Origin of the sequence: Sulfitobacter sp. THAF37 (assembly GCF_009363555.1) — a bacterium.
Classification (GTDB): Bacteria; Pseudomonadota; Alphaproteobacteria; order Rhodobacterales; family Rhodobacteraceae; genus Sulfitobacter.
The window spans coordinates 15484-28125 of sequence record NZ_CP045378.1; the positions used below are offsets into that span (position 1 = coordinate 15484).

Genomic DNA, 12642 nt, shown 5'->3' on the forward strand with positions numbered 1-12642 from the left:
ATCGGGGCAAAAGGGTAAGTAAGGCGCGCGCCCGTGCATCTCGCTCGGCTGTTCACCCAGTTTCCTTCGCGGCCACCGCACTTCTCCGGGTGTCTGTGTTGCATGAGATGCTGGTCGCAGCTGTCGTCCCGTCCACAAAGGTTGTCACCGATCTTTTTCCCCTGACCCTGCGGGTCATTCCGCGCGCACCAAAAAGACCGGTGCCTGCCCCTCTCCGCTGCGCTTCGCCTTCGGTGTGGCCGGGCCTTGGCCAGCTGCAAGGTGACCATCGTTGCAACGCAAACAAGGAGAAGAGCAATGACCACGAACTGCATCAAATTCACAAGCGCCGACATCGAAACCGCCAAGGGCACCGGCTCCATCTCGACCCTGACCTTCGACCTCGACATCACGGTCGAACCTGTCGCAAGCGCCAACCCTATGGCCCCCACGCACCGCGTCCTCGGCCGCTCCCCGCGCGGCAAGCTGGTCGAGTGCGGCGGCATCTGGAAGAAGCAGAACAAGGAGACCGGCGCCGACTACTACACGCTGACCATCCGCGACCACGGCTTCAACGCCAACCTCGGCAAGGCCGCGAACCAGGACGATCTGTCCCTGCAGGCCGTCATCCCCTGGGGTCCCAAAGACGCAGCCTAAGCCATCAGCCAGACCGCTCCGGCGGTCTGGCTCTTTCTCGTTCCAGGGAACTCGCTCTGGGCGGGCGCACTATCGGTGTCCGAAAGAACGCGGCATATTTCGGACGCGGAGGCAGAGCCGGGTCGTCAGGCAGGATCGGTTGCTGATACGGCTCCGATCTTTTTGTTCTGTGACAGCGTGGATCGCGCCAACCCGAGGCGTATCCGAAAGTCAGTAGGGAGAACTGGGAGCCCACTGAGCGAGGCAAGCGCACCCCTTCTCTCAGTCGAGCAACCCGTGCCTGGGTCATCTTGGCGAAGCTCCCAGGGGCGCCAAACTCACCCTTTGCCACGAGGGTGTAAACCGCAGATCAACGCCATGCCTCCGGGGGACGACGTCTCACGCCAGGGCCACCGCCGCGCGCCTTTCCGTAGACCTGTTGGCCTTTCAGATCGCTAGCCCGGGGTCGAGCGGTCGGCAACGCCGGGGGCAGGTTTCTGGGCGGCTGGCGCCTTGATCGCTGAAGGGCATCGCTCACAACAAACCTGCCCCCGGCGTGCTCCATTTCATTCCGCCCCGTGCCGGGTGCTGCCCGCTCTCATGCCCCCGGTCTTTTCCACGATCCGTCCAACGACGATCAACGAAAAGGATCACACCATGACACTCGAACAATCCATCGACCTCGCCGAACTGCAAGCCGACATGGCCTTCGAAGCCTACCTCGCCGCCTTTGATGAAGACGCCCATCCCGAGACACTCGACAGCCTCGAGACCGAGGCGCTGATCGCCCGCAACCGCTACGACGATCTGCGCACTCTGGGACTGGGTCACTGACCCAGACACCCCTGCGGGTCTTCGGATCCGCAGGGGTCTGACGCCGTCACTCTGAAGCATCGTGCCGCCCTCGGATGGTGTGATCCGCGCCATCCCGCGCGGGTCGTTTTCGTGTTCCTAGCGCTCGATCCGTGACCGGCTCGGGCGCTCGGACTGCTCGTCGTCGCGTACTGCTTGAGCGCAAATTTCAGCAGATTAATTCGACCAGATTGCCGCGCATCGATGAGGACGGCGGCGTTCTATGTCGCGCTGCGCAGCGGTCTTGAGTGTACCCCAATTCAATCAAAAAGACACGACATGCAAAACGTCATATTGTGCAATGTGATATATTGAAGTATAAGCGAAGGAGAGAAGGAAGACGTTGGCAGGATATGCCACTTGTCTGCGACATTTGTCCGAGGGGTCTGAGAGCGTGCCACGCAAGAAAGAATCCACCAACACGCGCGAACGCGCTTGCAAGCAAGCGCTGCCTCGCACGCGCCGCCGGATATTTGATTTTGAATGTAGCGAGGTGCACTTGTGATGAAGACAGGAAGACCAAAACGCCTCAAGCTGGAGCAGCGCATTGAGCTGGCGCGGCGCTATCATGCAGGTGAAACCCCAAAGGTATTGGCGGAAGCCTATGGCGTCTCTCGCAGGCATGTGACGCGGCTTGCAAAGGAAGAGCAGGGCGAAGGACTGGCGGTGCGTGATCCCTCTGAACGGGTCAGTTTCCGCGCCTCAGCGTCAGAGCTCGCAGCCTTTGATGCAGAGTGGCAGACACGTGGTTTCGCCAACCGCTCCCAAGCCCTCAATGCAGTGCTGCGCGGACGGTGTGGGTTCCTTGATGTGCCGCGCGATCTAGTTGCTGAATTCTGTGCCAGTTGGCGACAAGCCAAGGACGTCAGTGATGCTGGTTTGGCGCTCGCAAAGGCTGTGCATCGCGGCAAGATTTCCGTGTCGCTTGAGGACCGCGCATTGCTTGTAGACCTGCTTGATCTTGCGCAGTGCATGAGCCGTGAGCTCGGCCAGATGAAGTATGCAGCGCAGGTCCGACGCAAGCAGGATTGGCCGTTAAAGGAAGAAGGGGATGCCACCCTGCGGGCGCATCCAGATGAGACTGCGCGCGTGGCATCGGGACTGAGATTGGTGGCAGGGGAGGGTGGCCGCGAAGGGGTGCGGGAATCGGCTGCTTTGGTTCCGAACGGCGGGTCTGCGCTGCAAGCGGGCGCGATCGTGATTGATCGGAACATCTCCAATGGCTGATCCGCTCGCTCTTTACAGTTCCGTCATGGGGAAGCTCTGGGAGGATGAGCGGATCCGGGGCAAAGCCGCGGCGCGGATTGATGCGCGTATCGCGGGCCGGCGGCAAGGGCGCAGCTTTGGGCGCGTCGGATCCATGTCGGCGCGCAACGTCGCCAAGGCTGCCAGTGGCCAGAGCCAGGCGGCTGTGTTCAAGCGGATCAGGGCAGGGGGGTGCAAAACACAAGCCTCTCTTGGCAATCAGCTTGCCTATATCAATGACAAGGCCGTCTACACTTATTCGACCATGACCAATGCGCTGACGGATGACGCGGTGCTGTCTGAAGATCAGAAGTCAGATATCATCGAGGCTTGGTCGGAGACCTGGCGCGGATCGACCAAGCTCGGGTTCACCTCACACATGCTGCTGTCGTTCCCGACAGACGTCACCGTCGATCAGGTGCGCGACATCGCGATGGACTGGACGGAGCATTTTTTCGAGAGCGGTGAGTACGGTGATCAGTGGGATTACGTTCTCGCCGTACATGACGACCGCGCCCACAAACATGCGCACATCATTCTGAACAACCGTGGGCTCGATCAGGGCACATGGTTTTCTTGCTGGGCTGAGGGCGTGATGTCGCCGCAGCTAATGCGCGAAAAGCAGGCCGAGATCGCAGAAGGCTATGGCGTCATACTCGACGCGACGACCCGTCTCGAGCGGGGTATCTTTGAGAAGCCAGCGGGTCTTGCTGAAATCTACCGCGCCAAAGAAGAAGCGCGCTTGCCGCGCGAGATCATCATGACGGCCGAGGAATCCGCCGTCGCACAAGCGCAGGTCGTGGGCTTTGCCAAAGACTACACAGAGTTTGCCGAGCTGCTGGACCGCATGGACCAGCGCCATCTGGCCCGCGCCGTGCGCGGTATGGCCGCCAATCTGGGCACTGGCACCCCTTGGACATTCACCGAAGGAGAGATCGATATGAAAGACATCAAAACCGTTGGTGATGCCATCGACTATTCCGAGCGCACGATCGAAGCGTTGCGGCTGAAAGCCGAAGAGCTTGATGTAACCGAGCGCGCCGCGTTTGAAGCCAAGGCCGCTCCCGTCATTGCGGACTTGTCACAGATGGTGCCCGATCCAGAACTGCGCGCGCGGTTTGGCAAGCAGCTTGAAGAGCCCTATCCGCCCGGTGCTGGAAACGAGGTGCTGACCGCAGCGCTGCAGTCTGGCAATGACGACGCTTTGAAAGATGTCCTAGCGCAAGCCGATGAGGCGGGCATGGATAGCAATGAGTTGGTGGCGCGGATTACAGCTGGCGGCACGAAGAATTACGGCATGGCGCAAGACTGGGTTGAGCGGGACATGAATGCCGTCCTCAGCAAAGATGGACTGACGGTCGAGAGTGCGAATGATGAGCAACTCGATGGGGCGTTGGAACGTGTCGATGGGGTGATGGAAGCCCTGACCGAGCGGGCCAAAGAACTCGGTGTCGCAATCGGGTTGAGCCTTGCAGAGGAAGAGGCGGCAGATCTGCCCTTGATCGATGAGGATGATCGCAGCCCCAATACCTATCTGCAGGATCTGGCGGATATGTTGCGCGATGGGCAGTTGTCAGAAGTTCAGGAAGAAACTGTTGAGCGCACTCTGCAGGCTGAGCTGTTCAAAGAGCTGGGCGAGGAAGGCCTCGGCGAGCTGCGGCGCGGGAACTACGAAGTCCTCAACGACGTGCTGCCGGGCAAGATCGATCAGATCACCGTCACACAAGAATTCCTAGAAATGACCTTTGAAGAAACCGGCGACCAGGTCTTCACTGATCGTGCATCCAGTCTGCAGCAGGACAAGGCAACCGAAGTGGCGCAGCTCAAAGGGCAGCAAGAGGCGCAGACCTTAGGCAAAGACCTTGGGCGTGATCGTGGTCTCGACGACGAGATGGAATTCTAGAGCGAGGATGAACACATGAACAAAGCATTTCCTCTTTGGGCCGCACTGCCCTTTGGCGCAATCTGCGGTGCGATCCTCGGGACCATTGTCGCAAGCTTCTATTTGGCATTGGCGCTGCGAACGGGGTTTGGCAATTTCGACATGCTGGCTGTGTGGAACGCCAGTCCTGGATTGCGCGCGGCACACCCTGAAGCCTTCAAGGTGGCTTACGGTGCAGTTGGCTTTGGATCCATCGGGCTCGGTGGCCTTGCACTTGCTTGGACCTGGAAGAAAGAACGGGATGACTACGGTTCGGCCCATTGGCAGACCAAACCAGAGCTTATGAAAAACGACATGCTGCATAAGCCGGGGAAGGGGTTTGTTTGCGGCAAGCTCGGACTGCCAAAGTCAAAGGGCGGATTTATTTCTTCTGCGGCAATCCCGCATGTGATGATGGTGGCGCCAACGCGGGCGGGTAAAGGTGTGGGCTTCGTGATCCCAAACCTGATGGCCTTCGCAGGATCTGTGGTGGTCCTCGATGTCAAAGGCGAGAACTTCGAGAAAACATCCCGCTTGCGTGCACTCAATGGCGATGAGGTTTATCGCTTCAGCCCGTTTGATTGGTCCAATGCCACGCACCGTTACAACCCGCTGTCGCGCATCGCCAAAGCGCCAACCTTTGCGCAGCGGTTTACGGAAGTCAGCATCTTGGCTGATCTGTTCCTCGATAAGGACAACAAGACGCTGGATACGTTTTCAGAGGCAGGCAAGTCGATCTTTGTGGCAGCCTGTCTGCTGGCGATCCAGCGCGGCACAGCAAACCTTGGCGAGGTGAACAAGATCGTTGCGGGTGGTGAGTACAAGAACGCCCAATACAAGACTTATGCCGATGAGGCGGAGGAAGCTATTCTGCGCGAACTTTGGACCAACGCGGCCAGCGCGTCATCGCGGTTGCTGACCTCAAATATTCAGGCGCTGATGACGGCGGGCTTGAAACAGTGGGACAATCCGGCGGTCCGCTCAGCCACTCAAGTCAGCGATTTCGATTTCGCGACGTTCCGCAAAACACCGCAGTCACTCTACATCGCGGTTTCAGAAGACCACATCGCGACGCTGGCACCACTATTGCGGCTGATGTTCGCGGACTTGATTGCATCGATCCGTCTCAAAGAGCCAGAACAAGATGAGCCGTGGCCAGTCATGATGATGATTGATGAATTCCAGCAGATGGGCGCAATGCCGTATTTGGAACGCGCGATCCATTCGCTGGCGAGCTATGGGGGCAGGGTAGCGATGATCGCGCAGTCGCTGGCATCGTTGGATCGCATCTATGGGTCCGAGGGCCGTGAAAGTTTGGAGAACGGTGCAGGGCTGAAGCTTTACATTACGCCGCGGGATCAGCGCACGGTAAAGGAGGTTTCGGTGGCTGTGGGCAGCACGACACGGGAAGCGGTGACGCGGATGTACGGGCGGAACAAAGGGATACTTGGTGCGACGTCGACATCTGCCCGATTGGAGGAGCGGCCGCTGCTATCGGAGACAGAGGCGCGGCTGATGGATCCCGACGAGGTAATAATCTTGGCGTCGCCGCAGCATCCGATCAAAGCGCAGCGCATCAAGTACTACGATGATCCGCTTTTTAAGGCGATGGACGCCAAACAGAAGGACAAGCCGTTTCCTTATCCGCCAAGTGTGGAAGGTGTTGGGCCATGGGGTGTTGGGAGTGACGAGAACAGAGCGCAGGGGGCAAATGAAACCGGGGGCCATCCGCCGGCGCGAGATCGTGCGGAACGGCGCGAGGCGCGGGGGATGCGGGTGATGGGTGAAGGGGTTGAGATGGAACAGCAGCCTGCGCCAGAGGCGCTCGAGCGAGAGGCGGATGTGCCGAAGGCTTGGGAGCAGACGCTGGATATGCGGGAAGAGCTTATCGAGGAATTGTTAGGGTACTAGAGGCTGTTGTCGCGAACAACAGCGGACGTTGGAGCAAGCCGTAGCGGATTCACAATTCGAGCCCGAGGCGGTCATTGCTATTTCTCGCTGCGCGCGCTCGCAGCAAGAAAATCGCTGCATCAGCTTTGCTCATGGCGCTGCAAGGCGGCGGGAAAACCGGCCATTGGTGCAAGGCGCAGCAAAGATTGAGGCGGCAACTCACAGGTTGCGAACAAAGGGTGAATTCACTGCATGCGCGACAACGGCCGGTCGATGAGCATCGCGACTGCATTAGATGTAGGTCGGGCAGCGCTCCACGAGATCCCAACGTATTGGCCGCCCCTTCGTTTGTTAGGAGTGCTACTCGACAATTTCAGCCCATCTTAATAGACTCTACTCTCTAAGTCCTCAGGGTCCGGCGTCAAATGCGTGACATAAACATCAGAGCAACCGAATACTTCGAATCCGTGGCGCGGCTCGGGACGGTTACGAAGGCCGCGCAGGAACTCGGCGTGTCGCCATCGGCCGTAAGCCAGCAACTACGAATCCTAGAAGAGCAATTTGGCGTCAAACTTTTTCGCCGCGAAAAGCGACGGCTTATTCTGACACTGGACGGAGATCGTCTGTTTCAAACCACGACCCAGGCCTTCAGTGCCATCCGAAACGCCCGAGGCGCGATCTCGCGCCAGCGGGATACACGCAATCTGACCCTTCGGGTCAGCCCCAGCTTCGGCGTTCGTTGGCTTGGTCCAAAAATCGCAAATTTTGCGACAGAAAATCCCGACTGGAACATCCGCATTGACGCAACGCCCGACTTCACCGCATTCGATACCGAGGCGGTCGATTTTGACCTGCGCTACGGTTTGGGCGGTTGGACGGGCCTGACAGTCAACAACGTCATACATGATCTTGTGCTTCCGCTGTGCAGTCCGGATTACCTTGCTTCGTTGCAGGAACACTCCGACGATCCGCGCGAACAGATCAAGGCGGCGCGCCTGATCGACAGCGTGAAGATGCTGTATCGTTGGGATCTATGGCTTGCTTCGAACAAGATCGAGATCGAGGGCCTGACATATCCTTTTCGCTTCGACCGATCCTCGATGTCGATTGAACTGGCAAAGCAGGGCGGCGGGCTTGCGCTTGACAGCGTGACGCTCTGCCTGCCGGAATTACAGCGCGGTGAGCTTGTACCGTTCTCGACGAATTTCGACGTTATAGATTTCCCGGCCTATTGGTTCGTTTGTCCGCCACGCCACTTCAACCGCCGTATCGTGAGCCGATTTGCGAGCTGGCTTCAGTCCAGTGCAGACGAGCACGAAGCCGGCGCGCGCAAGTTTCTGACCGGCTTGGGGTGCAGCTTTCGGCCCGAATCCGGGCCGGAACTGATCGATGTGAAACCTTGGGGTATTTAGTAAATCGTCAAGGCGGGTACGTAAGAGATGAGCAAAAGGACCACGATTGCCACACCGTAGAACGGCAGCAACCACTTCACGGTCTGGCCAATACTCGCACCCGAGATCGCCGAGGATATGAACAAAGTCGTGCCAACAGGCGGGGTGTAAAGACCGATCGCCAAGTTGACGACCATCATCAGACCAAGCTGCACAAGGTCCAGACCGATCGCATTGCCGATCGTGACGAATAGTGGGCCGAGAAGAAGAACTGCGGCAGGCAGATCGAGAAACGCGCCAACGATCAGCATCACCACATTCAAGGCAAGGATAACCATCCAGGGTTCTGAGAAGGTCAGTTGTACCCATTCAGCAAGCTCCTGTGGGACTCGCTCGGCTGTCAGAACCCACTGGATCGTCGAGGATGCCATGATGATGATCATGACTGCGCCGGTCATCAGCCCGGTGTCGACCGAAGCCTGCCAGATTCCGCGCCATGTGAGGTCGCGATAGACAAGACCGGACACCAGAAGTGCGTAGGCCACCGCCATGACGCTGACCTCGGTCGGCGTGGCGACGCCGAAGCGCAGGGTGCCGATCACGAAGATAGGCATAAGCAGCGCGGGGATCGCTGCGAAAATCTGCGACTTAAACGCCCGGAATCCGCCTTCGAGCGGCGAGCGCGGCAGGTTCTTTATTCCCGACACCACGGCGACTGCCGCGAACATACCAACGCCGAGCATGACACCCGGCAGGATACCGGCGATGAACAGGTCAACGATTGAGACATTGGACACGAGGCCAAACAGGATCAGCGGAATAGACGGCGGGATCAGGACCGACACGGTTGACGAGGCCGAGTTGATCGCGGCCGAAAACCCGGCCGGATAACCTTCTTTCTTCTGCACCGGGATCAGCGCATTACCAAGCGCGGAGGCATCGGCCACCGCCGAGCCAGAGACGCCGCCGAACATCACCGAACCGATGATCGAGACCTGGCCCAGACCCCCTTTGAAATTGCCGACAATCAGTCGTGCGATATTGACGAGATAGACGCCGAACTTGCCCGACATCATCAGGTTGCCAGCGAGGATAAAAAACGGGATCGCCAGCATCGGGAAGCTTTGTGTCGGCGTATAGAGTCGCTGTGCGATCACCGCCATCGGCTTGCCGTCGAGCCAGAGCGCAGCAGCGACCCCGCCCAGCATGGCATGGGCGACAGGGACCGAAATTGCCAGCAGAATGAAGAAAATCCAGACGAGGGGAGCGGTCATGATGGTCTCCTTTCAGCTCAGGCTTGCGTGTTGGGGATCGTGATTGGCAACATCTTCGCCGGACAGCGCCCTAAAGAGGTTAAGCGCGGCAATGAGCGCCATGGCCGCGAAAGCGTAGACAAGACTCGAATACCCCCACACCTGCTTTATGCCGAGGGTCGACAGGGTCTGGAACTGCGAGGCCTTCAGGATTGGCTGGCTACTCCAGAGAACACTGATGGCAATGATCAGGATAATCGCTTGGATGATCAGATTGAGCCCGAGAAGCGCCCGGCCTTTCAGCAGATCAGAAAGCAGCGTGATCGCAATATTGCGCCCGCGCGCTGAAGCAATCACGAGCCCACCAGCCACCAACCAAGGCAGCAGGATCGCATGTATTTCAGAAGCCCATGGGATGCCGGAGCCAAGAGCGTAGCGTAGGATCACATTGACGAGAAGTGCTACGAACATTGACGCGAGACAGGCTGCCACGATGATCCGGCCGCTCCAGTCCAGTACGTTAGTAGCCCCGCGAGCCAGGCTGAGGAAGGGGCTGTTCTGCCCCTTCCCGCCATTCTCCGGGGACTTGCGGTCCCCGGCGGACATCACAGGCCCGCCGCTTCGCGTAGTGCCGCAACGAGCTCAGGGTACTGCTCCGCGTACTGGTCGTAGACGGACTGCGTTGCTTCTTGATATGCCGCCTTGTCGGCTTCGGCGAAGATCGCGCCTTCGGCTTCCATCGTCGGCCGAAGCTCCTCGTCAGAGGCCAGTACCAGATTTCGTTGAAGCTCGCCAGCTTCGGCCACGGCGTCGGTGACACAGGTTTGCGTCGCCTCGTCAAGGCCCGACCACCAAGCCAGACCCGCGACGACCGGCGTGGATTCGTACTTGTGGCCGGTCAGCGTGACGTAGGGGGTAATTTCGTGCAGGTTGGCCGAGTAGATGTTCACAAGCGGGTTTTCCTGCCCGTCAAAGACGCCGGATTGCAGCGCGGTCGGCAGTTCTGACCATGCCAGAGGAGCTGGAGATGCACCCAGAGCCTCGAAGATGTCGACCGTCATCTGATCGGGGGGGGTGCGGATCTGCATGCCCGACAGATCAGCAGGGGTTGGAACGCCCTTCTCAGTATGAGTGACGTTCCGGATGCCGTTGTCCCAGAAACCCAAAACCTTGAGGCCTGCGTTGTTGGCGCGTGCGTCGATCATATCACCGACCTCCCCGTCAAGCACGGCCCAAGCGGTCGGCAGATCCTTGAACAGGAAGGGCAACCCCAAGAGGCCCACTTCAGGTACGATCTGGCTCATTGCGCCTTGGCTATTCGCAGTGATGTTGATGACACCTGCCGTGGCAGAGGTTAGCATCTCGGAGTCGTCACCCATCGTAGCAGAGGCTGCCACGTTCACGGTGTGCTCGCCGCCCGTGCACGCGGTGAAAAGTTCGGCGAACTTCTCTGCTGCGACATAGCGCGGATTGCCTGGGTTGGAGCCGTGGGCGAAGATGATCTCGTCCGCTTGTGCGGTGCCCGCGATTATGGTCGTGGTGGCCAGAACGGCCATTAGTGTTGTCTTCATTGTAGGTTCCTCCCTTTGAGAAGACTTCAGGTTTTGGCGCCATTCCTCATGACGCCGGCTTTTAGCTCGGGGATCAGTGGATCAAAGAGCCTCCGTTGACGTCGACCTCAGTGCCTGTGCAGTAGGCGGAAAGGTCGGACGCAAGAAACAAGGCGCAGCCGGCGACGTCTGACGCCGCTCCGGCTCGGCCCATGGGAATGCCGTCCAGCACCATCTGTTGCTGATCAGCGGTCAGCTTACCTGCTGTGATGTCAGTGGCGATGAAGCCGGGACAGATGGCATTCACGCGCACGTTGTCGGGGGCCAGCTCACGCGCCATTGCCTTGGTCAGACCAAGGACACCGGCTTTGGCTGCGGAATAATGCGGCCCGCCAAAAATACCGCCGCCGCGCTGCGCAGAGACGGACGACAGGTTGACGATGGAGCCGGATTTCTGCGCTATCATCCCGGGGATGACGGCCTGGCTCACATAAAGCGTGCCGCGCAGGTTCACGTCTGTCACCGCGTCATAGTTCTGCGGCTCGATCTCCATGATCTTGAGTGGCTGGGTGATCCCGGCGTTGTTGACCAGAATGTCAATCCGGCCCCAGCTGTCCATCAGCGTCTGGATTGCCGCATTGCAGGCATCTTTGTCAGTGACGTTACAGGCGAGACCGACATGACCCTTACCGAGGTCCGCCGCTGCGGCCTTTGCCGCGTCAGCGTCGAGATCAAGAATGGCAATTGTTGCGCCGTGTTCGGCGAACATTTGCGCTGTCGCCTTGCCGAGACCTCGGGCCGAGGCCGCGCCGGTCACAATGGCGTACTTGTTCTTCAGAAGCCCCATAGCCTCTCTCCTCCCTTAAATTGTGTTGGACTGACTAAACCCTAATTCGTCATAGCCAATCTTTGATCTTCGCCGCGATCTGGCTGACTGTCATGCCGTACATCTCGTGCAAAGTCGGCAAAGCGCCCGCTTCAAGGAACTCGTCTGGAAGACCAATCATTCGGAACGTCGGGGTTACTCCGTTCGTCAGCAGGGTCCGCGCAACCGCCTCACCAAGCCCGCCAACAACGGTGTGGTTTTCGGCCGTAACGACCAGACGACCGCCCTTCTGCGCTTCCGCAAGGATTGTCTGGGTATCCAGCGGCTTAATCGTCGGGACATGCAGCACGGCAGCCTCTACCCCATCCGCCTCAAGTTGGACGGCGGCGTCCAGCGCACGCATGGTCATGAAACCTGTCGAGATGATTAAGGCATCCTTCCCGTCGCGTATGATCTGCGCTTTGCCCAGCTCGAACTTGTAGTCTGGTTTGTGGCGAGTCAGAACGCTCGGAACCTTGCCCCGTGGCAGTCGCGAATAAACTGGACCGTTATGCGCAGCAATCTGCGGCACCATGCCTGCGATATCGTCAGCATCACACGGGTCAATGATCGTCATGTTCGGCAGGCCCCGAAAAATCGCCAGGTCCTCTGTCGCCTGGTGGCTGGGACCGTAGCCAGTGGTGAGTCCTGGAAGGGCGCAAATGATCTTGACCGGCAGGTTTTCTTCGGCAATCGCCATTGCAATGAAGTCATAAGCGCGCCGCGAGGCGAAGACAGCATAAGTCGTGGCAAAGGGATTAAAACCTTCCCGTGCCAGCCCGGCGGCGGCCGACATCAACAACTGTTCCGCCATACCCATTTGGTAGAACCGGTCCGGCATCGCTTTGGCGAAGATATGCAGATCTGTGTATTTGGCGAGATCGGCGGACAGACCGACAATCTTGTCGTCTTTCCGGGCGGCCTCGACCAGGGCAAGGCCGAAAGGCGCCGCCACCGTGTCATAGCCCTCTGCCGCCAAGGAGGCGATCATCGCGGTCGTTGCAACCTTCTGACCGTCCGGGCCCAGCCGGACCGTGCGCGGCTCGTATTTGCGCTTCAT

The 12642-nt window shown here is 59.0% G+C and carries 11 protein-coding genes; 6 read left to right on the forward strand and 5 right to left on the reverse strand.

Translation table 11 applies throughout. The features are described 5' to 3' along the window. The first annotated feature begins 297 nt into the window (after positions 1 to 297). From FIU94_RS20395 to FIU94_RS20415, 6 genes are all read left to right on the forward strand, one after another. A complete protein-coding gene (locus FIU94_RS20395; protein WP_027238662.1) occupies positions 298 to 636 on the forward strand; it encodes a DUF736 family protein in 339 nt (112 codons plus the stop codon). A 636-nt stretch (positions 637 to 1272) separates the two neighbouring features. Next, a complete protein-coding gene (locus FIU94_RS20975) occupies positions 1273 to 1449 on the forward strand; it encodes a hypothetical protein (protein WP_254702717.1) in 177 nt (58 codons plus the stop codon). Between the two features lie 522 nt (positions 1450 to 1971). Next, positions 1972 to 2694 carry a helix-turn-helix domain-containing protein gene (locus tag FIU94_RS20400; protein WP_007120925.1) on the forward strand — a complete coding sequence of 241 codons (723 nt, stop codon included), beginning with the start codon at positions 1972 to 1974 and terminating at the stop codon, positions 2692 to 2694. Further along, on the forward strand, positions 2687 to 4615 hold the full coding sequence (locus FIU94_RS20405) for a relaxase/mobilization nuclease domain-containing protein (protein WP_007120924.1): 1929 nt from the start codon (positions 2687 to 2689) through the stop codon (positions 4613 to 4615). The genes FIU94_RS20400 and FIU94_RS20405 overlap by 8 nt, the downstream gene beginning before the upstream one ends. 15 nt (positions 4616 to 4630) lie before the next feature. After that, on the forward strand, positions 4631 to 6544 hold the full coding sequence (locus FIU94_RS20410) for a type IV secretory system conjugative DNA transfer family protein (protein ID WP_007120923.1): 1914 nt from the start codon (positions 4631 to 4633) through the stop codon (positions 6542 to 6544). Positions 6545 to 6948: 404 nt separating this feature from the next. After that, complete coding sequence (locus tag FIU94_RS20415) at positions 6949 to 7935, forward strand: LysR family transcriptional regulator (protein WP_007120922.1); 987 nt, start codon at positions 6949 to 6951, stop codon at positions 7933 to 7935. Here FIU94_RS20415 and FIU94_RS20420 read toward each other — a convergent pair. The 5 genes from FIU94_RS20420 to FIU94_RS20440 form a co-directional block, all read right to left on the reverse strand. Further along, on the reverse strand, positions 7932 to 9188 hold the full coding sequence (locus FIU94_RS20420) for a TRAP transporter large permease (protein ID WP_007120921.1): 1257 nt from the start codon (positions 9186 to 9188) through the stop codon (positions 7932 to 7934). The two genes, FIU94_RS20415 and FIU94_RS20420, sit on opposite strands and share 4 nt — an antisense overlap. Before the next feature lie 12 nt (positions 9189 to 9200). After that, positions 9201 to 9773: a TRAP transporter small permease gene (locus FIU94_RS20425; protein WP_007120920.1), complete on the reverse strand. Its 573-nt coding sequence runs from the start codon at positions 9771 to 9773 to the stop codon at positions 9201 to 9203. After that, positions 9773 to 10738, reverse strand: coding sequence for a TRAP transporter substrate-binding protein (locus FIU94_RS20430; RefSeq protein ID WP_040701884.1), 966 nt, complete (start codon positions 10736 to 10738; stop codon positions 9773 to 9775). The genes FIU94_RS20425 and FIU94_RS20430 overlap by 1 nt, the downstream gene beginning before the upstream one ends. Positions 10739 to 10811: 73 nt before the next feature. Continuing rightward, positions 10812 to 11564, reverse strand: coding sequence for an SDR family NAD(P)-dependent oxidoreductase (locus FIU94_RS20435; RefSeq protein WP_007120918.1), 753 nt, complete (start codon positions 11562 to 11564; stop codon positions 10812 to 10814). 49 nt (positions 11565 to 11613) lie between these two features. Further along, the gene (locus FIU94_RS20440) at positions 11614 to 12642 is read right to left on the reverse strand and encodes a transketolase family protein (protein WP_050770463.1); all 1029 of its coding nucleotides are present in this window, start codon (positions 12640 to 12642) and stop codon (positions 11614 to 11616) included.